Source organism: Salinivibrio sp. ML290 (genome assembly GCF_001995695.1).
In the GTDB taxonomy this organism is placed as follows: domain Bacteria; phylum Pseudomonadota; class Gammaproteobacteria; order Enterobacterales; family Vibrionaceae; genus Salinivibrio; species Salinivibrio siamensis.
This window is the reverse complement of the sequence record NZ_MUEY01000009.1, coordinates 56,864-81,349: the sequence shown is the minus strand read 5'-3', so window position 1 is coordinate 81,349 and position 24,486 is coordinate 56,864. Positions and strand designations below refer to the sequence as shown.

Below are 24,486 nucleotides of genomic sequence, written 5' to 3'. Positions count from 1 at the left end.
TTATTGCTGCTCTAACAGAGCCATGATTTGATTGGCCACCACTTTGGCACTTTGATCGTCAGTACGTACAACATAATCAGCAATTTCTTGATAAAGAGGATTACGCTCTTCCGCTAACGACTCAAGCACTTCACGTGGTTGGTCAGTTTGTAATAATGGTCGTTTCTTATCGCGTTGGGTGCGTGCCAGCTGCTTCTCGATGGTGGTTTCTAAATACACCACAACACCACGAGCAGAGAGACGGTTGCGGCTTTCTTTGCTCATGATCGAGCCACCGCCAGTCGCGAGAACGATACCTTGCTCTTCAGTGAGGTCGTTTATCACGTTTTCTTCGCGTTTACGGAAACCTTCTTCACCCTCAACGTCAAATACCCATGCAATGTCTGCTCCAGTACGATCTTCAATCACTGAATCAGAATCATAGAATTCCATATGAAGTTGCTGAGCGAGATGACGACCAATTGTGCTTTTACCAGCCCCCATAGGGCCTACCAAAAAGATGTTTCGTTTTTCAGCCATTTTAAGCAATTTTACGCGCGGTTAAATAAGACAACACCGCCCGCAGGCTTAATGAAAAAAGCCCGAGGCGCCAATTCCTCACAGATATTTCGTGATCAGATTAAAAATTATCTCAGGACAGTGACCCCTTTGGCAACACCTAACCTAGTCTGTGACGATTTTAGGGGTCACAAAGATCAGAAGTTCGCGTTTTGCATGGTCTTTTAATTGGTGCTTGAACAAGTTGCCAACCAAGGGAATATCCCCCAGCAGCGGCACTTGGGTCTCTTTATTGATCATGGTTTGCTGAAAGATCCCCCCTAAGACCACGGTTTCACCATTTTCCGCCAGCACTTGGGTATTAATGCGCTTGGTACTGATCGACATCGCTTCGCCTTTCCCGGCCACCACGGCTTTTTCGGGCATGTCTTGGGTTAATTTTAAATCCAAAACCAGCGTATTGTTGGGCGTGATTTGTGGGGTCACCGATAAACTTAGCACTGCTTTTTTAAAAGACACCGCCACCGCACCGCTTGAGGACGCCTCAAGGTAAGGTAGCTCAGTCCCTTGTTCAATATAGGCCGCTTTTTTATTGGTGGTGATAAGTCGGGGGCTCGATACCACTTCTGCTTTCCTTTCGCTTTCAAGCGCAGATAGCTCCAAGTCGAGCAGAAGATCATTGCCAAGCTTCGCCACTTGCAAGGCCATGCTCGAGGCCGAGGGGTTAGCAGCGGCCAGGTTCACGCTGAGGAAGTCGCCAATATTTGCGCCGTCTGTCGCCGCATCGTTTAAACTTTCAGGTCCTTGCCCGGTGACATTGCTATCCCACATCAAGTTACCTTCCACAGACGGGCCAACCGTGGTTGAGCCATTTCGATTCAACAGCCCCCAACGCACGCCTAATTCGTCCACTGAACCTTGCTCGACCGTCACAATACGTGCCTCAATTTCGACTTGCTTAACGGGCACATCCAAGTGACGAACCAAGGTGCGAATGCGGGCTAGATTCTTTTGATTATCTTTAATGATCAACGCATTGGTTCGCTCATCAAGCGATACCGCCCCTCTGGGCGACAGTAAACTGACCCCTTCGCCTTGTCCTTTAATCAGTGCGGCGATATCGCTCGCTTTGGCATAGTTCACCGTGAGCACTTCTGAGCTCAGTGGCAGTAAGGCGTCCGCTTGCTGACGCATTTCGAGCGCTTGCTTTTCTTGTGCCATGAGCTCTCGGCGAGGGGCAACGAGCATCACTTGCCCCCGTTGGCGTTTATCCAGCCCCTTTACGCGCAAAATCACATCCAATACATCTTGCCAAGGCACACCATCAATGCGCATGGTGATATTGCCTTGCACCGAGTCCGAGGTCACCAGGTTAAAATCATTCTGCTCGGCAATCAGTTGCAGCACGGTACGGACGGGAATGTCTTGAAAGTTAATCGAGATCGCCGCCCCTTTTTGCGCTAAGGCGGTCGCGGAAGGCGCTTTTCTGGCCGCAGACACGCGGATGGTCAATACTTTTCCTTGCTGCTGATAATCAAAATCCACAGCCTGCTCAGCACGCATTACGATGCGGGCACGTTCAGGTGCCTGAAAAGTTTCAATCTCAGTCACGGGCGTCTGACGACGGCGAGTATCGAGGACCGCCAGCAGTGCCGGTTTAAGCTGCACATTCGGCAAACGTAGCATGACTTGCTGAGGCGTCGGTTGGCGAAAGTCAGCCGCTACCGCGGCGTCAGAAAACGTCAGCGAGACGCTAGCATCACCATTGTCGAGGCGCTTCACCGCGATATCGGTCAGCGTACTCTTTGCGGCAACCTGCGCCGAGCCAACGCTTAGTATCAGTGTCAATAATATGAGCCAGACTGAGCGAACGCTTGGCGTAAACGTGCGGGAAAGGTAAGGGCGTATTATCATATTGGTATCCTAACTACGGCAAAGTTGCTTCCATCGACAAGGTGACAGTGCGAAGCTGCCAACACCCCAACCCATCCAGCAGGGCTTCTTCAATCGCGATCTGATTTGCATTCACGGCCACCACACGGCCACGGTTTTCGCCTAAATGCGCACCTTCACTGACTTGAGTGATGGTGCCATCAGGACGGGCAATTAAGGCTTGTTGCTGTGCGCCTTTGGTTAAGCTGCCTTTCATGGCAAGGCTTGCCAGTGGAAATTGCTCAAGCGGCTCTAAAGGCCGTTGTAAATTGGGCTGCCAACAGTCGCCCGTTGAAGCCTGTCCACCAACATTGATTGCGGGTAGCACAAAGGGATCCCGCTGATCGGTGACAAAGGCTATCGATTGGTAATTCGGCGAAGGGGGGATGCGGGTGGCATTGACTTGCGCACTGGCTTGAGTTTGTTGCATAAACTGTTCGATATCACTGTGGTATCTATCACAGCCCACCAAGCTCAACCCAAATAACAACACCAAAAGACGCTTCACTGGACGAACTCCTTATCAGTGGCAATACCTTCACCGGTATAGCGATATGTGGTCGCCGACACAGACAGCAGCAAGGGCGCATGAATGTCATCGTCCTCAGTACGGGTTAAGACAAAATCTTGCAGCGACACCAAGCGAGTCATGGCGGCAATATCCGCGCTAAATGCACCAATAGAGGCATAATCCCCGGTCAAGACAACCGTCATCGGGATCGCATCGAGCCAACTACCATGCTTTCTTGGCTGCCACTTCAGTGTGTTGAAACCTAACTGATGACGGATCCCAACTTCATTAACCCCGGCGAGTAATCCCGAAAGCTCTTCTTCTTCCGGCAGTTGGGCAATCAAGGTGGCATATTGCTGATTTAACGCGCGCATTTGTGCCTCCACATCGGGCAGAGCGGCGACGCGATTGGCCAACAACCGATACTCGGCTTTGAGTTGTGCTTCGCGCTGAGTCGCTGCCTCCAACGCCTCTTGGTTGGGCAACAAAATCATCAGGGCTGCGAGCATCGATAGCGCAATCGCGCCCACCGCCCAAACGATAGCGCGGGTGGCGAGTGGCGCACTGGGGAGTTTTTGCCAATCCCATGCAAAAGCGCTAATCATGACTGCACGCCTTGGGGCTTGGGTAACTGCGGTGTGACGTAGTCGGTCAAACGAAAGCTTAAAGTGAAACGTTTGTTGGCGCGTTGCGAACCTGATTCAGTGATCACAGTGTCAATATCAACGTCGGTGGCCAACGCACTTTGCTCTAACGCTGCCAATAAACTTGCCATCTCCGCATTGGATGTGACCCAGCCTTCGACCGTGACACGCCCCTGTTGCTGCGCCAAACGACTTAAATACGCCCCTTCAGGCATCACGGTTGGAATGAAATTCAGCAATGCGGTGACATTATTGCGCTGTTGCTGTAAGGCGTTGACCAGTTGTAAGCGCGATTGCAGCGCTTCACGCTTTTTATCTTCGCGCTTAAAGGTTTGTAAGGTGGCACGAAAATCGTTCATCCCCGCGGTTAATTGTTGATTACGTGCCTGCTGCTCAGTCAGCCAGTGCTGCTGGACCGCGTTCACGGCACTGACCATCAGCACCACACCCAGCAGTACCAAACCACTATGGACCATAAACGTTTGACGCTGCGCGCGGCGCGCTTTTTCTCGCCAAGGGAGTAGATTTATACGCATGAATATTCTCCCCGCAGCGCTAACCCCAAGGCAATAGACGCATCATCGCTGATGTTCGGCGCCGTTTGATCCAACATCGCCACTGGATTGAATCGCGTGATGGTAAGGTGCTCAGACGCTAGCGTGGCCGGCCAAGCGCCGCTAATCCAAACCGTGCTCAGGGGCAAGAGTCGATTATGCTCACGCGCTCGATGACAAGCCTGATCAAAGTGCTGCTGCACCAAGGCGTTGGCCGCTGACTCGCGGTGTTCATAGCGCTCTCCCTCCCCCAAACGGCAGCGATGCTGATAAACTTGCCCATCAGGATAAAGACGAATCGCAGTCAGCAAGCCGCTGTGATAGTGCAGCCACAATGGCCAGTGGTTCGCCTGCGCAACAGGGCGGAGTGCTTGATAAACGCCGACTAACGCTTGGCTGTTGATGTCTGCCACCGTAGGCGATAACCCGACCCGCTTGAGCGCGTCTAGGGCCGGAGTGAGCGCATGACGCCGGCATGCCACCACTTGATAACAGACTTGTCCCGGCTGAACAGTAACGCCGCTCATAACCGCAAAGTCGTAATATAATGTATCCATGTCCATATTGAGGGCGGCACTCAGCTTTTGGCCGATCAAAGCTTCTTGCTCAATCTCGTCGTCAATCAGTGGCGCCGTCATTTGCTTGGTGATCACAGCCTCTTCATCGACCCCCACCACCACAGAGATGTGTAGGCGCTGATACCAAGGTAAACACGCGAGTAATCGTTTTTTTATCTCGGTAAGCGGGACACAGAGATCGTCAGTCGCGCGATACGGCACCCGATGATGGCCTGCCACCTGAATACCTTGTCGATGTGCACGAACCACAATGGCGTGAATGATATCTCGGCCGATATCGATACCTAAAACTGCCGAACTTCGCATCATTTCGTGTTAGGCTCCCAACGTCAGCGTGAAGTCAGTATTTACAAAACTGGCCTCATCACGGGTTATTTTTAATGCTGGTGCCTTTATACTACTCACGTATGATTATTGAACGGCTCAACGGCAACAGAACGGGAAATCTCAGGTGAAGTTCATAAAGCGTTTGCTTATCTTTGCACTGGTTTGCACAGTGCTTGGAGTCACTACAATCTTTGGGTTTTACCTGTATGTAAAACCTGACCTCCCCGATGTAGCGACACTAAAAAGTGTCGAACTGCAGACTCCGATGCAGGTCTATAGCGCCGATGGTGAGTTGATCTCCCAGTTCGGTGAAAAGCGTCGTATCCCAGTCATGCTCGAGGACATCCCTCAGCCTATGATTGATGCATTGATTGCCACAGAAGACAGTCGCTTTTACCAACACCCAGGGATTGATCCTATCGGCATTGTCCGCGCCGCGGTGGTGGTGGCGATGTCAGGTACGGCCAAGCAAGGGGCCAGTACTATCACGCAGCAGTTGGCAAGGAACTTCTTCCTCTCTAACGAAAAACGTATTATGCGCAAGATAAAAGAAATTTTTATCGCCGTGCATATCGAACAGCTGTTGAATAAAGAAGAGATCCTTGAACTCTATTTCAACAAAGTATTCTTAGGCTATCGTGCTTACGGGGTTGGCGCTGCTGCCCAGGTGTACTTTGGCAAAACCCTCGATCAACTGACCTTGAGTGAGATGGCGGTGATTGTCGGATTACCCAAAGCCCCCTCCACCATGAACCCTTTGTATTCGCTGTCGCGCGCCACCGATCGCCGGAATGTGGTGCTGGGGCGCATGCTTAAAGAGGGATATATTTCCAACGCCGAGTACCAACAAGCGAAGAACGAGCCGATCGTAGCCCGCTATCATGGAGCTGAAATTGAACTGTCCGCACCCTATGTAGCAGAAATGGCACGCGCATGGGCCGTTGAGCAGTTTGGCGAAGACGCTTATACCTCGGGTGTGCGTATTTTCACCAGCGTCGATGCCGATATGCAACGCGCCGCAAATGAGGCGGCAGTAGAAAACGTTCTCGCCTACGACCGTCGCCATGGGTTCCGTGGGCCAGTTGCCACGCTATGGCAAGCCCCTAGCCAACGTTGGCAACACCAGCGCATCGTTGATCACTTGGCCAAGCAACCCAGCTACGGTCCGCTAGAGCCCGCCGTCGTGATTGATGTCCAAGCTAAATCGGCGCAGGTTGTCGGACCCAATGGCCGTGAAATCGAACTGCCTTGGGAAGGACTTGACTGGGCGCGCCCTTATATCACCGATAGCCGTCAAGGTCCGGCCCCTCAACGCGCTGATGAATTCCTTGCCAGTGGCCAACAAGTGTTTATTCGCCAAGTGGATAACAGCTGGCATTTAGCCCAAGTCCCGGCGACCAATACCGCGCTGGTTTCCATGTCCCCCTCAACCGGAGCAATCAAAGCACTGGTGGGCGGATTTAATTTTGTCCATAGCAAATTTAACCGTGCCACACAGTCAGTACGTCAGGTGGGCTCGAGCATCAAGCCGTTTATTTATTCCGCGGCAGTGAATGAGGGCATGACACTCGCCACCCTGATTAACGACGCCCCCATTAATCGCTGGGATCGCAGTCAAGGCGTGGCATGGCGGCCGAAAAACTCGCCACCACGTTATGAAGGGCCACTGCGGGCGCGACTGGGTCTGGCACAGTCGAAAAACGTCATGGCCGTACGTGTTCTGCGTCGGGTGGGATTGGATGACGCTCTCGATTACCTCACCCGCTTTGGCTTTAAACGAGATGATTTACCGCGTGCAGAAGCCATTGCGCTTGGTGCGGGAAGCTTGACGCCGGTTGAGATGGCACAGGGCTTTAGCGTGTTTGCCAATGGCGGCTATTTTATGGAGCCCTTTATCATTGATCGGGTCGAAACCCCCTTTGGCGAGGAAATATATCGCGCCAATCCACCCATCATTTGTGATAACTGCGAACAAAAAGCAGAACAGGCCGATCCGTTTAATGAGCAGAATTTGCTAGAGAACAACGACACCACCACACAGCGTCATGCCAAACAAGTCATTGATGAGCAAAATGCATTTTTGGTACGTGAAATGATGCAAAGCAACATCTGGGGCGGCGGTGATTGGCGCTACGGGACAGGCTGGAATGGCACGGGCTGGCGCGCACAAGCGCTCAAGCGACGCGATATTGGCGGAAAAACGGGGACCACCAATGACTCCAAAGATACCTGGTACACCGGCTATGGCCCAGGGATTGTGACCACTGTGTGGGTGGGCTTTGATGATCACTCCCGTAAACTGGGTCGCACGACCCGTAATGCAAACTTAGGCGACGAGCGTCAGCCTATCCGCGGCGCGGAGTCGGGGGCCAAAACGGCGGAGCCAGCATGGATTGATTTTATGCAGCATGCACTCGCGGACGTACCTGAGCAGAATAAAACCGTGCCACCGGGGATCGTCAAAGTGCGCATTGACCGCGAAACAGGGCTGTTAACCAGAAAAACCGATCATACTTCGATGTTCGAGTACTTTATAAAAGGCACCGAGCCAACCGAGTATGTGTCATCGCAATCAGATGGCAACATTTATGAGTCAGGCACAGAGTCGCTGTTTTAACTCTGTTACATCGTCAATAGCCGCATAAAATCAAGACGCCCGCATTCACGATGCGGGCGTCTTTTTATCTACGCGTCACGCGCCGCTCTAGTGACGAGTTCGATCATTCATCACGGCCGTCATTTGTTCATGGATGGCATCAGCCAACTGCTCATAACGGCCACGTAATGGCGAGCCAGGACGGTAGTCGAGGGTGATTTGTCGCGACGGGGTCGGCGAGGTCGTCGGAATATACACCACACCATCTCGCTTATCAGCAGGCACGGACAATTGAGGCAACAAGGTGATCCCACTCCCCGCCGCAACCATGTTGCGCAAGGTCTCTAAGCTAGTGGCACGAAAGCGCTGATCTTCGCGCGCGCCCACTTTAAAGCAAAAACCCATCGCTTGGTCACGTAAGCAATGGCCATCGCCGAGCATTAACAAGGTTTCGCCTTGCAATACATCTAACGCCACCTCGGCACAATCGGCGAGGCGATGCTTTTCATTAACCGCGAGCAACATCGGCTCACTGTAAAGTGGGAGCTCTTTTAAATGCTGGGTTTCTTCTACAGAGGCCAAAATGATGCAATCGAGTTTGCCCTCTTCCAGTTGCTGCACTAACTGCTGCGTCTGTCCTTCGTGAATAAACAGCTCCAGCTCAGGGAAACGATCACGCAGTAGCGGGATAATTTTAGGCAGCAGGTAAGGCCCGACCGTAGGGATCAGACCGATATGCAAAGGGCCGGTCATACTTTCCCCTTGCTCACTGGCCAATTCGGTCAAAATTGTGACCTCCCGCAAGACGTTACGTGCCTGTTGTACTAACCTCATACCGGCATCGGTGAACAACACACGACGGCTGGTTCGCTCTAACAAACTCACACCCAGCTCATCTTCCAACTTGCGAATTTGCCCGCTTAAGGTCGGCTGGCTAACAAAGCAGGCTTCGGCCGCTTTACGAAAATGTCGATGTTCGGCCAAGGCGACCAAGTACTCCAAGTCACGAATGTTCATCTTTGTCTCTTCTATAGAGGATAACTATCAAAACCATAGCATTAAGCGATTAGAGCTATCAATTGCAATCGGTAATACTGATCCCATCAAAACGCGGCGAAGCACTCGCCCATTCACTTGAATCAATACTTGAATAAAAAGGACATCACCATGACAGCAACAAAAGAAGGTCAGCCAGTACCACAAGTTACTTTCCGTACTCGCGAAGGCGATCAATGGAAAGACGTCACCACCGATGACATTTTTGCCAACAAAACCGTGATTGTATTCAGCTTGCCAGGTGCATTTACCCCAACCTGTTCATCCTCGCACCTGCCACGCTATAACGAGCTGTATCCGGTGTTCCAACAGTACGGCGTCGATGACATTGTCTGTGTGTCCGTCAACGATACCTTTGTGATGAATGCATGGAAAGCCGACCAAGACGCTGACAACATTCATGTCCTGCCTGACGGCAATGGCGAGTTCACTGATGGCATGGGAATGCTGGTCGACAAAAACGATCTTGGCTTTGGCAAACGCTCATGGCGCTACAGCATGCTGGTGAAAAACGGTGTGGTCGAGAAAATGTTTATCGAACCCAACGAACCAGGCGACCCGTTCAAGGTCTCTGATGCCGACACCATGCTGGGCTACATCGCCCCTGAGCACAAACTGCAAGACTCGATCACCGTGTTTAGTAAGCCAGGCTGCCCATTCTGTGCCAAGGCCAAACAAGCCCTGATCGATGAAGGCCTTCAGTTTGAAGAAATCATCCTCGGTAAAGACGCCACCACGGTTTCTTTGCGTGCGGTGAGCGGTCGCGCCACCGTGCCACAAGTATTTATCGGTGGCCGTCATATCGGTGGCAGTGAAGAGCTCGACACCTATCTAAATCAGTAATCCGCTGTTTGGGCGGCCTCTTTGCCGCCCGTTATTTTCCCAGGAGAAAGCAATGAAAACATTAACGGTTGATGTGGCTGTGATTGGTGGCGGAACTGCCGGACTCGGTGCTTATCGCGCAGCCAAAGCACATACGGATAACGTGGTGATGATTGAAGGCGGTCCCTATGGCACCACGTGTGCGCGAGTTGGCTGCATGCCTTCTAAACTGTTAATTGCGGCGGCTGAGGCGGCGCATCATATCGACAAAGCGCCTGGCTTCGGTGTGTACCCCGGCGGCACCACGGAAATTAATGGCCGTGAGGTGATGGATCGGGTGAAACGCGAGCGTGACCGTTTTGTCGGCTTTGTACTGGAAAGTGTCGATGACATTCCCGCTCAAGACAAAATTGATGGCTATGCGCGCTTTGTGGATGACCACACCTTAATGGTCGACGATCACACCACTATCCACGCTGATCGCATCGTGATCGCGACAGGTTCGCGCCCAAGCTGGCCGTCTGCTTGGGATCACCTTGGTGATCGTTTAGTGGTCAATGATGATATTTTTGAATGGGACGATCTGCCTGACTCGGTTGCGGTATTTGGCCCGGGCGTGATTGGCCTTGAGCTAGGACAAGCACTGCATCGCCTCGGGGTCGAGATGACCATGTTTGGCGTCGGCGGCCAAGTAGGCCCGCTGACCGATCCGGACATCATGGCCTATGCGGATAAAACCTTCAGTGAGGAGTTTTATCTCGACGCCGATGCCAAGGTGGAAGAGATGGTGCGTGAAGGCGATAAGGTACAAATCCGTTATCGTGATAAAGAGGACGAAAGCCAACTGCGCTGGGTCGACTATGTAGTTGCCGCCACCGGTCGTCGCCCCAATGTCGACAAGCTAAACCTCGATGCGACCAGCATCAAAGTGGATGCCCGCGGCGTGCCAGTTGCCGATAGTTACACCCTGCAAACCACGGCACCGCACATTTTTATTGCCGGTGACGCCAGTAACCAAATTCCGTTGCTGCACGAAGCGGCTGACCAAGCGCGTATCGCCGGTGACAACGCCGGACGCGGCAAAGATATCCGTGCCGGATTGCGCCGTAGCAAGCTCTCTGCAGTTTTCTCCGACCCACAAATCGCAATGGTGGGCGAAAGCTACAAAGCGATTACCGACCGTCTCGGCCCCTGTGGCTGCTTCGAAACCGGCGTGGTGTCGTTTGAAAACCAAGGCCGCTCACGAGTAATGCTGCGTAACAAAGGCTTGTTACACGTTTATGCCGAACAAGGCACAGGCCGTTTCCTTGGCGCCGAAATGATAGGACCGAACGCCGAACACTTGGCCCACTTGTTGGCATGGGCACATCAAAACCAAATGACCATTTCGCAAATGCTAGATATGCCCTTCTATCACCCAGTGATTGAGGAGGGGGTACGTACCGCATTGCGGGATGTGAATGCCAAGCTCAAACTCGGCCCTGAAATGATCAAACACTGCATGGACTGCGGCCCAGGCTGCTAATCCACTGCCCTTTTCGCCGACACTCGGCGCTTTACAGGCGCTGCCTGTTGCTTCCCCAAGCACTTGCTTACCTTTTGCCCTCCTCGTTGGAGGGCTTTTTTGTATCCGGCAGCCCACTGCGCCACAATAAGCTATCGCCATTACCAACCAAGAGAAAGCGCATGGCTTGCAAATACTGTCAGTCCGCGATTTGGCAACAAAAACTGGGACGCTGTACCCGTTGTATGAAACAACTGGCCGCCATGTGCGCGCTACTTTGGCCACTCTGGTGGTGGGGCTATGCCGACACGCCACGGCAAGTGGAGTCAATTGCATTGTTATTCGCCGCCGGCAGTGCCAGTGTGCTACTCACCCTGCATGTGGTGATTTATCCGTTTCGGCACAATAAAAAACCCGCACCGGAGCGCGGGTCATCAGACACACCAGACGATTAATCAGCCAGATCCGTGGCTTCGTTAATCACGTGGAAAATGTAGTTTTGCTCCACGGCCCCTTGGAACAACCACGCCATTGGACCACGCGCCATGATGGCCACATCTTCACCGGAGTGGGTTTCCGAACCGAGCTTAATCAAGGATTGCTGTTTGTAATCCAGCTTACGCACCTGCCCTTCTTGCAAGTTTTCACGCTCACCTTTCACCGCACCCGGGCCGTTGCCATAAGTAATCGTGGTATAGGTTTTACCAAAATCATCTTGATTCAAGCGCCCTTTTTGACGTGACAGGCCGAGAATGGGATTGCCCCGCTCCGCATAGCCGTTCATCACCATGGTGTGAGCGTGGTCCGCGGTAACGATAACCAGAGTGTCTTCTGGGTTGGTTTTCTCTAAGGCCACTTTGATGGCATCATCGTAAGCCAGCGTATCTTCTAACGCTCGCGCGGCGTTACCCGCATGGTGAGCATGGTCGATACGTCCGGCTTCCACCATCATTACATAGCCGTCTTTGTTGCGGCTGAGCATATCAATCGCCTTGCTGGTCATTTCCGCCAATGATGGCTCATCTTGGCTTTCACGGCGATCCGCTTCATATTTCATGTGGCTACTTTCAAACAAACCAAACACGCGTGATGTGGTCGCAGGATCGATGGAATCAAAACCGGATTTATCGAAAATGTATTGACCATCAGGGTGACGGGTTTGCCATGCCTTAATCAGGTTGCGTCCATCTTTACGCTTGCCCTTTTTGCCCTCAGGATCGACGCTATCGGCAGGAATAAATTCACGCCGTCCACCGCCGAACGCCACCTGAAAACCCTCCCCAGCATCAAAGTCGACAAATTGGCTGGCGATATCAGTACAGCCTTGGTTTTTGGCAATGTTGGGTAACTTGCTATCGTTCTCCCAATTGCGATCCGCACTGTGCGCGTAGGTAGTGGCCGGGGTGGCGTGGGTTAAACGGGCGGTTGAGATTAACCCTAATGCTTTGCCCTTCTCGCCCGCCATTTCAAATAGGGTTTTCGCTTCGTTACCTTTTGCGGTGCTGCAAAAACCACGCTGAACGTTATCGTCAACACTGATGATCCCGGCTTTGGTTTTCACCCCAGTGACCATCGCCGTCGCGGTCCCGGCCGAGTCAGGGGTTTGCATGTCGGTGTTATAGGTTTTGGCTAGCGCAACATGCGGCAGGCTTTCCATGCCAAGGCGGTTTTCCTCACCAGTTTGTCCTTGCTGCTGCCCCTGATAAATCCGCGCCGCGGTGATTGTCCCCACGCTCATGCCGTCGCCGACAAAGAGGATCACATTTTTGGCTTTGCCCGTGATAGGTGGGTTAGCTTTAGCGGCCGCCAATGCCGCTTGCGCGTCTTGATACCAGACATCGTTTTGCTGAGGCACTGCCGCGTGTGCAGTTGCCGCTAATAAGGCTGAGGCCACCGCGGCCGTAAGGATTGTCTTCACCACAAAATCTCCATTATTAACGAGAAAACGCGGGCATGATGGTCATTGCGCGTGACGCTTCTGTGACAAACCGTACAATGTAACAATTTGTAAGCAGCTAATTTTGATGAACTTTTTATGACGAGGACACAAAAAAGCTGCGACTTAGTCAGCACGCAGCCTTAAGGAGGGATAACGACGACGCTGATATCGTCAGGCAATAGATCACCCTACTCCAACGTAGAGAAGGTCGAGATCGTGGCTGGCCCGGCAATGTTATAGGTCAGTGCCACTTCGTCACAGGCGTGGAAGCGCGGACAGATTTCACAATCTTTCATCACTTTCTCAGGCAGTTGCGATTTCGACACCGGGGTAAAGCCCAATTGAGTGAAAAACTCGGGCACCCGGGTGAGGACAAAGACTTGCTCAATCGCCATTTGCTTGGCTTTTTTAATCAAGTGCATCATCAGCGCCGTACCGTGACCTTGGCGCTGCCAGCCTGCTTCAACCCCTAAGGAGCGAATTTCTGCCAGCCCTGAGTCGTAAATATAGAGCGAGCCGCAGCCGGTGAGATCCCCTTGGTGCTCGGATACCGCAAATAGGCCGATATTACGCACCAATTCATGGCGATCACGAGGTAAGTTCTCCCCCAATTTCGCCCAATACACCACCATGCCTTCGATGGTATCGAGGTCGGTGAGCCTTGCCGATCGCACAGTGACTTTGGGGGTAAAGCGCTTATCTAAACGCTTTTGCGCCTCTTGAATGGCAAAGCTGACCTGTTCAGGTGCCACGCCACCCAGCGCCCGACGTTGGGCCAAGCAGGATTCGATCGTGAGCATGGCATACACATCGTCTTCAATCACCGGTGAGAATTGCTGCAAGGTGGCAAGCGGTAAATCTTCCAGTCCACAACCTTGCTCAATGGCAGACACCACCGCCACGCCCACTATGTGGTGCGCTTCACGGAACGGGATCCCTTTGCTCACCAAATAATCCGCGAGCTCGGTGGCGTTGGCATGACCTTGCTGCGCCGCCTGCAAGGTTTTGTCTTTGTGAATGGTGATACCTTCAAAACACAACGCGGCCATATCCAAGCAATCATGCCACGTGTCCATGGCATCGAAGAGCCCTTCCTTGTCTTCTTGCATGTCCTTGTTATAGGCCAGTGGTAAGGCTTTCACCGTCATCATCATCGCCGACAAGGTGCCATAGACGCGGCCGGTTTTGCCGCGGATAAGCTCTAACGCATCAGGGTTTTTCTTTTGTGGCATCAACGATGAGCCTGATGTCACCGTATCGGCCAGCTCGATAAACCCGGATTCGCCCGAGTTATAGAAGATCATATCTTCGGCCATCCGTGATAAATGCAGCATTGATATCGACGCCGCAGACAGCATTTCCATCACATGATCTCGATCCGAGACTGAGTCAAGGCTGTTACGGGTGGCCCGTTCAAAGCCCAGTTGTTGTGCCAAGGCATCGCGATCAATCGGATACGCCGTGCCTGCCAGCGCCCCAGATCCTAACGGACAGGTATCAAGACGATTAAGCGCATCTTGTAAGCGGGTGGTGTCGCGCTCAAACATCTCCAGATAGGCCAAACACCAATGGGCAAAGGTCACTGGCTGCGCACGCTGCAAGTGGGTGTAGCCGGGCAGCACGGTATCATGGTGTTGGCTGGCCACATCCACCAGCTGCTGCTGAAGCTTGTCGAGAGACAGCAAGATTTGCTGGCCTTGTTGGCGACACCAGAGCTTGAGATCCGTAGCGACCTGATCGTTGCGCGAGCGTCCGGTGTGCAGCTTTTTGCCCAAATCCCCAACTTTGTCGATCAGTTGCTGCTCAACCCAGCTGTGAATGTCTTCGGCCTCTGAGCGTAAGATTTGCTTCGGGTTTTCCATCACCGACAGCTTGAGCTCATTGAGCGCGAGCTCCAATTGCTGTTGCTCGTCATCACTCAGCACGCCCACCGAACGCAAGGCTTTGGACCAAGCAATGGAGCCCACAATGTCTTGCTCTGCTAAGCGATAGTCAAAGCGCAGTGAATCGTTAAACGCTTGAAACCGTTTGTCTGCTGCCTGACTAAAGCGTCCGCCCCATAATGCCATGCTGTCTCTCCTTACTGCTCACGATGCTTTTTTAATTAGGATTGTTTTTGTTTGTTCAGCGTCCGAATCCGGCTCGACAGCGAATACAAACGGATAAAACCTTCGGCATGGCTGTGATCGTAGACATCATCATCACCAAAGGTGGCAAAGTCTTCCGAGTACAGGCTATTGGTCGAGCGTTTTTGTACCACAGTCGCTTGCCCTTTATAGAGTTTGATCACCACCTCGCCCGTTACCGATGCGGCAAGGGAATTAGCCGCGGCAACAATCGACTGGCAAAGCGGCGTAAACCAACGCCCATCATAAATCAGGTGAGACGCTTTTAAACCGAGCTCCTCACGGAACTGATAACTCTCTTTATCCAGCACCAGTTGTTCAACGCCACGCAGCGCTTCCATGATGATGGTGCCACCCGGGGTTTCATAGCAGCCGCGGGATTTCATCCCCACCAAACGGTTCTCAACAATATCAATCCGTCCCACGCCATGTTGGGCGCCTTTGTCGTTCAGCAGCGTCAGCACGTCATAAGGCGACATGGACTCACCATCGACCGAGACCACTTCCCCGCTTTGTACTCCCAAGGTGACAAACTCAGGCGTATTGGGCGCCTCTTCCGGTGCCACTGTCCATACCCAGCAATCTTGATTGGCCGCGGTCCAAGTATCTTCCAGGACACCACCTTCGGTCGAAACGTGCCAAGCATTGGCATCACGTGAATAAATTTTCTCAAGGCTCGCCGTACAAGGAATGTCACGGGCGGCCAAGTAATCGAGCAAGGCTTCACGACTGGTAAGATCCCACTCCCGCCACGGCGCAATCACTTTCAGTTGCGGCGCCAGCGCGGAGAATGTGCTCTCAAAACGGACTTGATCGTTCCCCTTGCCGGTACAGCCGTGGCAAAGTGCATCCGCCCCGACCTCAAGGGCACATTCGACCTGCGCTTTGGCAATGATAGGACGTGCCATCGAGGTGCCCAGTAGATACTTGCCTTCATACACCGCACCGGTTTTCAGGCTGGGGTAAATATAATCCGCCACCATTTCGTGTTTCAGATCGGCGATAAAACACTGTGATGCCCCCGAGGCAAGTGCTTTTTGCTCAATGCCTTCGAGCTCTTGTTCGCCTTGACCCACGTCAGCGACAAAGGCCACCACTTCACAGTCATAGTTTTCTTTTAGCCATGGAATGATGGCCGAAGTATCCAATCCACCCGAATAGGCCAGTACAACTTTATTTACCTTGCTCATCTTGCTCTCCTTAAATCCTAAATCGACGGTTTCGTCGCGTCGTTATACGTCTAATTAACTGGCGCTAAACCGGGTGCCGATTTGCTGGCCATCGAATAATTGCGTGAGTTTTTCTGGGTAACGCCAGGTGGCAATCTCAACCGGTTTACCCAGTTCACGGGCAGCGGCAAACGCCGCGTTGACCTTGACCACCATGCCATCGGTGATCACCCCTTTTTCCATTAAGTGCTGCGCATCTAACTCGGTCAGGCAAGGCAGCAAGTGTCCTTTGCCGTCTAATACGCCGCTGACATCCGACAGCAATACCAGCTCCGCCCCGAGAGTGGTTGCGACCGCTACCGCCGCTTGGTCGGCATTGACGTTCATCAGCTCACCTTGGTCACTGATGCCAATCGAGCTAATAATAGGAACACAATCCGCGGCCAGTACCGCTTGCAGCAGACTCGGATCACCGGCGCTGGCTTCCCCCACTGCCCCCAGTTCAGGGTCCAGCTGGCTGACCTGACACAAGCCACCATCGGCCAAGCTCAAGCCGCAGCTTTTAATCTTCGCCTTACGCGCCTCAGCTAACAGCAGCTTATTGGCCGTGCCGGCGAGGGCACCGGTGACATAATCAATCTGGTCGACTGGCGTGACCCGTAAGCCTTGTTTTTTTACACTGGTGAGACTGAGCTTTTTAAGTAGATCATCGACCAAATAGCCGCCACCGTGCACCAGCACTAGCGGCCGCTCAGCCTCACTGCGATAGGTGTTCATCGCGCCGAAAACCTTGGCGAGGGTCTCGCTGCAGCTCAGTGCTGCGCCGCCTAATTTAATCACTAATGGCGTTTTCATCCGTTTCTCCTAGACAATCGCTGTGGTTTCGGCAAAGCCAAACTTAAGGTTTAAACACTGCACGGCTTGGCTGGCCGCGCCTTTAAGTAAGTTATCGATCGCACTGGTAAGGATCAGATGCCCATCCGCGACCTGATAGCCAATATCGCAAAAGCCGGTATGTTGCACCGCTTGCAGCTTGGCCACCTCACCGGCAGGAAGTACCCGTACCAGCGGCGCATCTTGATAAGCTTGGTTCAGTACCTGCCCCACCTCGGCCTCACTAGCACCTGGCGCTAATTTGGCGGTAATGGTGGCAAGAATGCCCCGTTTGTAACTGCCAAGGTGTGGTGTGAAAATCACCGGCGTATCTAGGTGTGCGGCAATCTCTGGCTGATGACGATGAGAAAACACCCCATAGGCATTCAGGCTCACTTCACAAAAACTATTGGTCAGGCTCGCTTTGCGCCCCGCGCCCGTTACGCCACTGGTGGCATTGATCACCGGCCACATTTGTTTATCCAACAAGCCTGCATCCAGCACGGGTTTGAGCGCTAATTGGCTGGCGGTCGGGTAACATCCCGGCACGGCTACCAGCTGCGCTGCAGATAATGCTTCCTGTTGCCACTCCGCCAAGCCATACACGGCTTGCGCCAGCCATGCCGGTGACTGGTGCGAAAAGCCGTAATGGGTAGGATAAAAATCCGCTTGATTGACCCGATACGCCCCCGACAAATCAAACACCACGCAACCTTGAGCCAGAAAAATCGGCGCCAATTCATGACTAACCGCATGCGCAGTGGCTAAAAACACCACATCGGCTTGCTTGGCCACATCCTGTGGCGAGGTCAAAGGCATCAGTGGCATATCCACTACACCACGCAATTGGCCGTGCAACGCGCTCACGGGGCGGTTGGCGCCTTCACTGCCTGCCGAGACATATAAACCGGCCAAGTGCAGTTGCGGATGGCGATGGACAAGGGCGACAAGCTCGGCTCCTGTGTAGCCACTGGCACCGACAATAATGGTGTTACGTGTCATGGGTGTCTCTCTTTATGGGTGTTTACGGTGTGCTGCGGGGCAGCAGAGTATCGAGGGCGTAGCCAATAGCCACGCAAGGCAGGCTAGCGTCGTCGAGCAGAAAGGGCGTTGTATTTGGTGGCGAGTGGCATCATGGGTCAACTCTCAAAAATATTTTTATTCATAAATAGTGAATGGTTATTTTTTATCGCATTCCCGTTTGGCCGTCAAGCCCTAAAAGCGTAAAAAGTCACTTTTTATGTCTATTCATTCATAATAGAGCAATAATTCTATCTAATCATGCAAGTTACCCTATCGCGATTCGCGAGAATATCGCGATATGGCAGGCATGGAGAGTGCCTCTCGCGATTGGCAGCCCTAAAAGCTGAAACTTTTTTTCAGCTTTTAGGGTGGTGCTATGATAAGCATCAAATCCGGTGGCCAGTTTTCGCGCTAATTTGCGGTTAAGTTGACCCGATCGCGCAATATTCGCTAGATTGGTTCTTTACAGTCACAGTAGGATGTAACTTTGTTACAGAATGGATACGCTATGAACGAAAAGTACTCTGCCTTGAAAAGCAATGTCAGTATGCTTGGCCGTCTGCTGGGTAACACCATCCAAGATGCCCATGGTCCAGCACTCTTAGAAAAAGTTGAGGAAATTCGTCAGCTCTCAAAATCGGCTGCCGCTGGCAATCAGGACGATCATGCTAAGCTGAAAACCGTGCTGCAAAACTTGCCGGCTGACCAACTGCTTCCGGTCGCCCGCGCCTTTAGCCAATTTTTGAATCTGACTAATATCGCCGAGCAATATCACACCGTCTCGCGTCAATGCGACGCGTTGGAGTGCAGCCCGGACGCTATCGACGATTTACTCCGCCGTGTCAGCCAAGGTGAAATAAATGCCAATGACGCGCAACAAGCGATCGCCGATTTAAAAATTGAGTTAGTCCTGACCGCTCACCCGACCGAAATCGCACGCCGCACCACCATTCATAACTTGGTGCAGATTAATAAGTGCTTATCGAAGTTAGAGCTCAGTGAACATTTGGGGGCGGCAGAGCGTGCCAAAACAGAGAAACGTCTTGAGCAGTTGATTGCACAAGCATGGCACACCGATGTGATCCGCCAAGAGCGACCTACCCCACTTGATGAAGCCAAATGGGGCTTCGCGGTGATTGAAAATTCACTGTGGCAAGCAGTACCGGCGTTTTTACGCCAATTTGATCAGCAGCTTGAAAGCCATCTCGATATCAACTTACCCATTGATGCCAAACCGGTACAAATTTCCTCTTGGATGGGCGGCGACCGCGACGGTAACCCGTATGTTACCAGCGAGGTTACCCGTGAAGTGATGCTGTTATCACGCTGGAAAGCAGCGGATTTGTATTTGCGCGATGTGCAGGATTTGATCAGTGAACTGTCAATGACACAGTGTGATGACACTGTGCGTGAGATGGCCGGCGAGGCGCACGAACCGTATCGCGCCATCCTCAAAACCATGCGCAGTCAGCTGACCCACACCTTGAACTACTTGGATGCCAAACTGAAAGGCGAACGCGCCTCATCACAAGGTATCCTGACCGACACCCAGCAATTGTGGCAACCATTACTGGCGTGTTACCAGTCTCTCCATCAATGTGGCATGGGCATTATTGCCGACGGCAAGTTGCTTGACCTACTTCGCTGCGTGCAATGCTTTGGCGTGCACCTGATCAAGCTCGATATTCGCCAAGAAAGTACCCGCCATGCCGATGTGCTCTCAGAAGTAACCCGTTATTTGGGGATGGGCGATTACGCCCAATGGAGCGAGCAAGACAAGCAAGCCTTCCTGACTCGCGAGCTGGCGTCTAAGCGTCCGTTGTTGCCACGTGATTGGTCACCCTCGCCTGAGGTACAAGAAGTGATCGACACCTGTCGAGTAATTGCCGAACAGCCGCGCGAAGCCTTGGGTGCCTATGTCATTTCGATGGCTCGCACCGCTTCCGACGTGCTGGCCGTGCATTTATTGCTAAAAGAAGCTGGCTGTCCATTCCGCATGGATGTGTGTCCATTATTCGAAACCCTGGACGATCTGAACAATGCCGAGGCGGTGATTGGTGAGCTGCTGGCCATTGATTGGTACCGTGGCTTCACCCAGAACGTTCAAATGGTGATGATCGGTTACTCGGACTCCGCCAAAGATGCTGGAGTCATGTCCGCGGGTTGGGCGCAATATCGCGCCATGGAAGCCTTGGTCAATTTGTGTGATGAACAAGGGGTTAATCTCACCCTTTTCCATGGCCGTGGCGGGACGGTTGGCCGGGGAGGTGCCCCTGCCCACGCCGCCTTGCTCTCACAGCCACCTCGCAGCCTAAAAGGTGGCCTACGCGTGACCGAACAAGGCGAGATGATCCGCTTTAAATTGGGGCTGCCTGGTGTCGCCGTTAACAGCTTAAACCTGTATACCAGCGCGATTTTGGAAGCGAACTTGCTGCCACCGCCGGAGCCTAAGCAGGAATGGCGACAGCTGATGGACACCTTGAGTGACATCTCCTGCCAAGCCTACCGTGATGTAGTGCGTGGGCATGAGCAGTTTGTCCCTTACTTCCGCTCCACCACCCCTGAGCTTGAATTAGGCAAACTACCACTGGGATCGCGCCCTTCTAAACGCAACCCCAACGGCGGTGTGGAAAGCTTGCGCGCGATTCCTTGGATTTTCGCCTGGAGTCAAAACCGTTTATTGCTACCGGCTTGGCTGGGGGCTGGACAAGCAATCGATCACGCCATTGCAAAGGGCCACAAAGCCCAGCTGGAAGAAATGTGCCGCGAATGGCCGTTTTTCTCCACCCGTCTCGGGATGCTGGAAATGGTGTTTACCAAAACCAACCTAGACATTGCCAAGTACTATGATCAGCGCTTGGTCGATGAAAGCCTCTGGCCGCTAGGTGAATCCTTGCGTGAGCAATTACGCCAAGATATCCAAGTGGTGCTGGCGGTGGAAAACAGCGATAACCTGATGGAGCAAAACCCGTGGGGGGCTGAAGCGATTCGCTTACGTAATATTTATGTCGAGCCGCTCAACATGCTACAAGCCGAACTGTTATACCGCACGCGTCAGCAAGAGGATCCGGACCAATCACTCGACGATGCCTTGATGATTTCCATCGCGGGGATTGCCGCCGGCCTACGTAATACCGGTTAAATCACCGAGCACCAAGCCGTACCTCAGGGTACGGCTTTTTTGTTTCCGTATCGATTTGTCGTGTCACGGCAACCGCTGCTCGTTTTTTTTTAAGCTAAAGCGTCAGCGAATGCTTGCTGTTGCATTGATAATATTATTACTATTGAAGGTCGCACTGACGCGACCCAACAACGCAAAGGAATTGCCATGAAAGACGAAACCCTCTCGATTCATCACGGCTACCAGACCGACCCCACCACCAAATCGGTGGCGACACCTATCTATCAAACCGTCGCTTACGAGTTTGATAATGCCCAACACGGCGCTGATCTATTTAACCTCGATGTGCCAGGCAATATCTACTCACGGATCATGAACCCGACCAACGACGTGTTGGAACAACGCGTGGCGGCATTAGAGGGGGGTATCGCGGGGCTTTGCGTCAGTGCCGGTGCAGCCGCCATCACCTATGCGATTCAAACACTTGCCAAGGCCGGTGACAACATCGTCGCCACGCCACAGCTTTATGGTGGCACCTATACCTTGTTTGCCCACATGCTCCCCGAGCAAGGCATCGAGGTGCGTTTTGCCGCGAGTGACGACGCCAGTGCGATTGAGGCGCTGATCGATGACAACACCAAAGCGGTGTATTGCGAGTCGATTGGCAACCCTGCTGGCAATATCGCGGATATACCGGGTTTTGCCAAAATCGCACACGCGCATGGTATCCCTTTGGTGGTCGACAATACCGTGGCTACGCCCGTTTTGTGTAAACCCATTGAGCATGGCGCCGATATCGTGGTGCACTCGCTGACTAAATACATTGGCGGCCATGGCACCACCCTTGGCGGCATGATTGTCGATGGCGGTACCTTTGACTGGGTGGCCCATCAAGCCCGCTTCCCGCAATTCTCACAACCGGAACCGGCCTATCATGGCGTGGTTTACAGTGAGACCTTTGGTCCTGCGGCGTTTATTGCCCGCGCACGTACGGTACCGCTGCGTAACAGTGGCGCAGCCCTCTCGCCGATGAATGCTTTTATGTTGATGCAAGGCTTAGAAACCTTAAGTCTACGGATGGAGCGCCACTGCGAAAACGCCAAAGCCGTGGCCGATTACCTTGCCCAACACCCCGCCGTCGCGTGGGTGAACTATGCGGGTCAGTCCGCTCACCCACATTATACCCGCACCCAGTCACTGATACGCGGCGGGCTGCCCGCGTCATTGCTGTCATTCGGCTTAAAGGGCGGCTTTGATGAAGGGGTGAAATTTTATGATGCGCTTAATCTGTTCAAACGTTTAGTGAATATCGGTGATGCTAAATCGCTGGCTTGTCACCCCGCCTCGACGACCCACCGCCAACTGAATGAGCAGGAGCAAGCCAAAGCCGGGGTAACGCCAGAGATGATCCGTCTTTGTGTCGGCATTGAGCATATCGATGACATCATTGCCGACTTGGAACAAGCCTTGGCGACGGTGAAATAGCCCAAAGAAGGCTAGCCGCCGCCAGGAAACAATCGTTGTACAAACAAAACTGTGGATATAAGAGATGTCACTCCCCCATGTAATACTGACAGTGCTAAGCAACTGCGAGGCCACGGGTTATGATATTACCAAGGCGTTTTCCACCACCATCAGCAATGTGTGGAAAGCCAGCCATCAACAGGTATATCGTGAACTCAATAAGCTCGCCGATCGAGGTGCTGTCACCTACCGCCTGGAGCCGCAAGTCGGTAAACCCGATAGGAAGGTCTACGCCATCACACCTGTCGGCACTGAGATGCTTGAGGCGTGGTTTATTCAAACACCCAAGTTAGCCCCACCACGTGACGAGTATGTCGCCAGACTACTCAGTTGTGATGTACTCGATCCAGCTCCCATGCTGGATCATGTGAATAACTTGATTGCCGAGTCTCAGCAGCTGCTTAATCACTATACGCTACTGGAACAGCGTGAATATGGCCAAGTCACTCTGCTCACGTCACAACAACGTTTAATGCGCCTCGCACTGCGACGCAGCATCCATCAACGTCGTGCWTGGATGGCATGGGCGCAGGAAGTGCGCGACGAGCTCACTATGCTCGCCGCCAGTGCTTAATCACTACAACAAACACAACACGCAACCTAATACGCCCCGACATAACTGGGGCGTATTTTTTTAAGGCGTGACCGCAAGCGGGCGAACCCCTAAGGTATGGCACAGGGCATAGGTTAATTCCGCACGGTTGAGGGTATAAAAGTGAAAATCTTTCACGCCTTCACGGCTTAGCACTCGCACCATATCAAGCGCAATAGAGGCGCCAACCATCTGACGCGTGACAGGATCATCCTCCAGCCCTTGATACTGTTTGTGCATCCACTGCGGCACACGCACATTGGTCATCTTGGCAAAGCGCGACGCCTGCTTAAAGTTAGAGACGGGCAAAATCCCTGGGACAATTTCCACGTCAATCCCGGCGGCAACACAGCGGTCACGAAAGCGTAGATAGCTTTCGACATCGAAGAAAAACTGCGTAATCGCCCGGCTAGCACCAGCATCCACTTTGCGCTTGAGGTTAATCAAATCTGCCTGCGCGCTTTTCGCTTCTGGATGCACCTCAGGGTAAGCGGCAACCGAGATATCAAAGTCATGCTCTTCTTTGAGCAAACGGACTAAATCGACCGCGTACGTATCCGGCTTCTTCTCCGGCGATGGCAAGTCGCCACGCAACGCCACAATGTCACGGATGCCATTTTGCCAATAATCACGGGCAATATGACGGAGCTCATCTTCAGTGGCATCAATGCAGGTTAGATGGGGCGCCGCCGCGATACCAGTCTGGTCATGAATGCTTTTCACGATGTCATGGGTGCGATCACGCTCCCCGGAGTTGGCGCCATAGGTCACCGACATAAACTTAGGTTTGAGTGCTTTTAAGCGATGAACTGAGTTCCAGAGGGTTTCTTCCATACTTGGGGTGCTGGGAGGAAAAAACTCAAATGAGACATTAATATCGCCATCTAAGTCAGCAATGTTCTGATTGAGTGCATCAATGTGGCCTGCGTGTGTGTAGCTCATATCCTCTCCCTGACACCGAACGACGCTGTTCAGTCTGCCTGTTTCTGCTCTGCTTTTGATTTATACGTTTAGACGTCCATATGTCTAAAGATTGTCGTGATTCGGCTAAAATGTCAACGATGCAAGCCATGAAAAAAACTCATGGTGTTATGAAG

20 protein-coding genes are annotated in these 24,486 nt (G+C 52.7%); 7 read left to right on the top strand and 13 right to left on the bottom strand.

The window, feature by feature from the left end:
• The 6 genes from aroK to pilM all read right to left on the bottom strand — a co-directional run bounded on the left by aroK (nucleotide 1) and on the right by pilM (nucleotide 5,026).
• Nucleotides 1-519 (bottom strand): shikimate kinase AroK, encoded by a 519-nt coding sequence (gene aroK / locus BZG23_RS10020; RefSeq protein ID WP_025739049.1) that lies wholly within the window; start codon nucleotides 517-519, stop codon nucleotides 1-3.
• 144 nt (nucleotides 520-663) lie between these two features.
• Nucleotides 664-2,412, bottom strand: coding sequence for a type IV pilus secretin PilQ (locus tag BZG23_RS10015; RefSeq protein ID WP_077606841.1), 1,749 nt, complete (start codon nucleotides 2,410-2,412; stop codon nucleotides 664-666).
• 13 nt (nucleotides 2,413-2,425) lie between these two features.
• A complete protein-coding gene (locus BZG23_RS10010) occupies nucleotides 2,426-2,938 on the bottom strand; it encodes a pilus assembly protein PilP (protein ID WP_077606840.1) in 513 nt (170 codons plus the stop codon).
• Nucleotides 2,935-3,546, bottom strand: a complete 612-nt coding sequence (locus BZG23_RS10005; RefSeq protein WP_077606839.1) for a type 4a pilus biogenesis protein PilO — start codon at nucleotides 3,544-3,546, stop codon at nucleotides 2,935-2,937. Before BZG23_RS10005 ends, BZG23_RS10010 begins: the two co-directional genes overlap by 4 nt.
• Nucleotides 3,543-4,121 carry a PilN domain-containing protein gene (locus BZG23_RS10000; RefSeq protein WP_077606838.1) on the bottom strand — a complete coding sequence of 193 codons (579 nt, stop codon included), beginning with the start codon at nucleotides 4,119-4,121 and terminating at the stop codon, nucleotides 3,543-3,545. Before BZG23_RS10000 ends, BZG23_RS10005 begins: the two co-directional genes overlap by 4 nt.
• The gene (gene pilM, locus BZG23_RS09995) at nucleotides 4,112-5,026 is read right to left on the bottom strand and encodes a pilus assembly protein PilM (protein ID WP_077606837.1); all 915 of its coding nucleotides are present in this window, start codon (nucleotides 5,024-5,026) and stop codon (nucleotides 4,112-4,114) included. Before pilM ends, BZG23_RS10000 begins: the two co-directional genes overlap by 10 nt.
• 142 nt (nucleotides 5,027-5,168) lie before the next feature.
• On the opposite strand from pilM, the gene BZG23_RS09990 reads away from it, so the two are divergent.
• Nucleotides 5,169-7,661, top strand: a complete 2,493-nt coding sequence (locus BZG23_RS09990; RefSeq protein ID WP_077606836.1) for a penicillin-binding protein 1A — start codon at nucleotides 5,169-5,171, stop codon at nucleotides 7,659-7,661.
• 87 nt (nucleotides 7,662-7,748) lie between these two features.
• On the opposite strand, the gene oxyR is transcribed toward BZG23_RS09990, so the two are convergent.
• Complete coding sequence (gene oxyR, locus BZG23_RS09985; RefSeq protein ID WP_046074753.1) at nucleotides 7,749-8,657, bottom strand: DNA-binding transcriptional regulator OxyR; 909 nt, start codon at nucleotides 8,655-8,657, stop codon at nucleotides 7,749-7,751.
• 150 nt (nucleotides 8,658-8,807) lie between these two features.
• Between oxyR and BZG23_RS09980 the strand changes: the two genes are divergently transcribed.
• The 3 genes from BZG23_RS09980 to BZG23_RS09970 all read left to right on the top strand — a co-directional run bounded on the left by BZG23_RS09980 (nucleotide 8,808) and on the right by BZG23_RS09970 (nucleotide 11,477).
• Nucleotides 8,808-9,539, top strand: coding sequence for a glutathione peroxidase (locus BZG23_RS09980; RefSeq protein ID WP_046074752.1), 732 nt, complete (start codon nucleotides 8,808-8,810; stop codon nucleotides 9,537-9,539).
• A gap of 52 nt (nucleotides 9,540-9,591) precedes the next feature.
• Nucleotides 9,592-11,043, top strand: coding sequence for a dihydrolipoyl dehydrogenase (locus BZG23_RS09975; RefSeq protein ID WP_077606835.1), 1,452 nt, complete (start codon nucleotides 9,592-9,594; stop codon nucleotides 11,041-11,043).
• 161 nt (nucleotides 11,044-11,204) lie between these two features.
• The gene (locus BZG23_RS09970; RefSeq protein WP_077606834.1) at nucleotides 11,205-11,477 is read left to right on the top strand and encodes a DUF3624 domain-containing protein; all 273 of its coding nucleotides are present in this window, start codon (nucleotides 11,205-11,207) and stop codon (nucleotides 11,475-11,477) included.
• Here the strand turns inward: BZG23_RS09970 and BZG23_RS09965 are convergent.
• The 5 genes from BZG23_RS09965 to argC all read right to left on the bottom strand — a co-directional run bounded on the left by BZG23_RS09965 (nucleotide 11,474) and on the right by argC (nucleotide 18,131).
• Entirely contained in the window at nucleotides 11,474-12,940 is a 1,467-nt protein-coding gene (locus BZG23_RS09965; RefSeq protein WP_108743726.1) for an alkaline phosphatase, read from the bottom strand. The genes BZG23_RS09970 and BZG23_RS09965 overlap by 4 nt on opposite strands.
• A gap of 209 nt (nucleotides 12,941-13,149) precedes the next feature.
• Nucleotides 13,150-15,030, bottom strand: coding sequence for an argininosuccinate lyase (argH, locus tag BZG23_RS09960; RefSeq protein WP_077606832.1), 1,881 nt, complete (start codon nucleotides 15,028-15,030; stop codon nucleotides 13,150-13,152).
• 35 nt (nucleotides 15,031-15,065) lie between these two features.
• The gene (locus tag BZG23_RS09955; protein WP_077606831.1) at nucleotides 15,066-16,277 is read right to left on the bottom strand and encodes an argininosuccinate synthase; all 1,212 of its coding nucleotides are present in this window, start codon (nucleotides 16,275-16,277) and stop codon (nucleotides 15,066-15,068) included.
• A gap of 54 nt (nucleotides 16,278-16,331) precedes the next feature.
• Nucleotides 16,332-17,111, bottom strand: coding sequence for an acetylglutamate kinase (gene argB / locus BZG23_RS09950; protein WP_077578253.1), 780 nt, complete (start codon nucleotides 17,109-17,111; stop codon nucleotides 16,332-16,334).
• Nucleotides 17,112-17,120: 9 nt separating this feature from the next.
• A complete protein-coding gene (argC, locus tag BZG23_RS09945) occupies nucleotides 17,121-18,131 on the bottom strand; it encodes an N-acetyl-gamma-glutamyl-phosphate reductase (protein ID WP_077606830.1) in 1,011 nt (336 codons plus the stop codon).
• Between the two features lie 529 nt (nucleotides 18,132-18,660).
• Here argC and ppc point away from each other — a divergent pair.
• The 3 genes from ppc to BZG23_RS09930 all read left to right on the top strand — a co-directional run bounded on the left by ppc (nucleotide 18,661) and on the right by BZG23_RS09930 (nucleotide 23,371).
• The gene (gene ppc / locus BZG23_RS09940; RefSeq protein WP_077606829.1) at nucleotides 18,661-21,294 is read left to right on the top strand and encodes a phosphoenolpyruvate carboxylase; all 2,634 of its coding nucleotides are present in this window, start codon (nucleotides 18,661-18,663) and stop codon (nucleotides 21,292-21,294) included.
• A gap of 186 nt (nucleotides 21,295-21,480) precedes the next feature.
• Nucleotides 21,481-22,758, top strand: a complete 1,278-nt coding sequence (locus BZG23_RS09935) for an O-acetylhomoserine aminocarboxypropyltransferase/cysteine synthase family protein (protein WP_077606828.1) — start codon at nucleotides 21,481-21,483, stop codon at nucleotides 22,756-22,758.
• 64 nt (nucleotides 22,759-22,822) lie between these two features.
• A complete protein-coding gene (locus tag BZG23_RS09930; protein WP_046074742.1) occupies nucleotides 22,823-23,371 on the top strand; it encodes a PadR family transcriptional regulator in 549 nt (182 codons plus the stop codon).
• 60 nt (nucleotides 23,372-23,431) lie between these two features.
• Here BZG23_RS09930 and metF read toward each other — a convergent pair whose 3' ends face one another.
• Entirely contained in the window at nucleotides 23,432-24,331 is a 900-nt protein-coding gene (metF, locus tag BZG23_RS09925) for a methylenetetrahydrofolate reductase (protein WP_077606827.1), read from the bottom strand.
• Nucleotides 24,332-24,486 lie beyond the last annotated feature (155 nt).